The organism is Acinetobacter sp. YH01005 (genome assembly GCF_013420465.1).
Taxonomy (GTDB): Bacteria; Pseudomonadota; Gammaproteobacteria; order Pseudomonadales; family Moraxellaceae; genus Acinetobacter; species Acinetobacter amyesii.
Window position 1 is genome coordinate 1 of sequence record NZ_VOYA01000065.1, and the last position, 1,476, is coordinate 1,476.

2 protein-coding genes and 1 pseudogene are annotated in these 1,476 nt (G+C 39.3%); all 3 read left to right on the forward strand.

Annotated elements, in window-relative coordinates:
• Positions 1–315, forward strand: a 315-nt coding sequence (locus tag FTT72_RS16185; RefSeq protein WP_218944809.1) for a hypothetical protein, incomplete at its 5' end; no start/stop codon positions are given.
• An 86-nt stretch (positions 316–401) separates the two neighbouring features.
• Complete coding sequence (locus FTT72_RS16115) at positions 402–1,277, forward strand: SDR family oxidoreductase (protein ID WP_078081115.1); 876 nt, start codon at positions 402–404, stop codon at positions 1,275–1,277.
• A 74-nt stretch (positions 1,278–1,351) separates the two neighbouring features.
• Positions 1,352–1,476 (forward strand): annotated as a pseudogene (locus tag FTT72_RS16120) (CmlA/FloR family chloramphenicol efflux MFS transporter); the annotation flags it as partial.

The following is a 1,476-nucleotide window of genomic DNA, read 5'->3' on the forward strand; positions in this document are numbered from 1 at the left end:
GTAAATTTTCAGCGTTGCTGGCTCCCCGTCAGCCGGATTGGGTTGCATCGCAGGGGTGTCGAAAGAGTCAACTGCGGTCCAAAGCTGTTGGACTTGGGTGAAAAGGGCGTTTATTCTTCCTATACGTATAGGAAACCTTTATTATACGGTTATAGTAAAAAGGGGGAGAGGAATCTTCCTCTTTTTTATTTTAAAGGGAGATCTCCCATGACACTTCGTAGAAAAGGGTACATCAATGAATTTGATGGCTTATTTGTGATACCAACAATCGGATTAATCCTGTTGAAATTTTATATTTCTATATTTAGAGCATAGGCAGATTGCCTGTGCTCTTTATTTTGTTTGTTTTAAATTGGTATTGAATGATACCAATATTACATGATTAATGGAGGAGATTATTTATGACATTTAATAACAATGAAAATACACGTGTGTGGTTTATTACAGGTGCAAGCAGTGGACTAGGATACGAATTCACAAAAAAAGCATTGGAGTCAGGAGAGAAGGTTGTTGGTGTTGCTAGAAATATTGAAAAACTGAATGAGTTAAAATGCCAGTTTGAAGGAATGTTACTTCCTTTAAGTCTTGATGTTACTGATAGAAGTGCTGTTTCGACTACAGTGGAAACTGCCATTAAACATTTTGGAAGACTCGATATTGTCATTAACAATGCAGGGAATATGGTAATGGGAATGATTGAAGAATTTAGTGAAGATGAAGTTAGAAGCCAAATGGAAACTAATTTCTTCGGTACAGTATGGGTAAGTCAAGCTGTTATGCCGTACTTGCGGGCACAAGAATCAGGTCATATTATCCAGATATCTAGTATTGGTGGACTGATTAGTGGTCCAATGTCGGGAATCTATAGCGCTAGTAAATTTGCTTTAGAAGGATTTAGCGAGGCTTTAGCACAAGAAGCTGCACATTTTGGTATAAAAGTATCTATCGTAGAACCTGGAGGTTACTGGACGAATCTATACTTAAAAATGAGTTTTACTACACAGAAAAAAGAGTATGATTCATTACGTGAAAAGTTGGCCCAACAATATTCAAACGAATCGGTGGATAGTGATCCTAAGTTAGCCGCCGAAGCTATAATGAAACTGGTTAATAGTGAGAATCCGCCTCTCCGATTAGTTCTGGGAAGCCTTGTATATGATTTAGCTGTTGAAAATGCAGAAAAACGTATATTTACATGGAAAGAGTGGGAATCAGTCAGTCGTTCTTCGGAACATGGGATTCCTGCACCAGAAGGATACGGAATAATTGAGGAATAGAAACCCTAAGAAATAAACTCTCTAAACTACAAAAACTAATTAATGATTTAATATGTTTATTAACTTAATCGCCGGGCGCAACGGCTTTCGTCATTGCGTCTCTGGGAGCAGCTTGGTCTTCAACTGCACCGGCCTTTGTCGCTTTCCGTCTACTTCAAGCAGTGGGCGCGTCGGCCATGCTGGTGGCGACGTTCGCGAC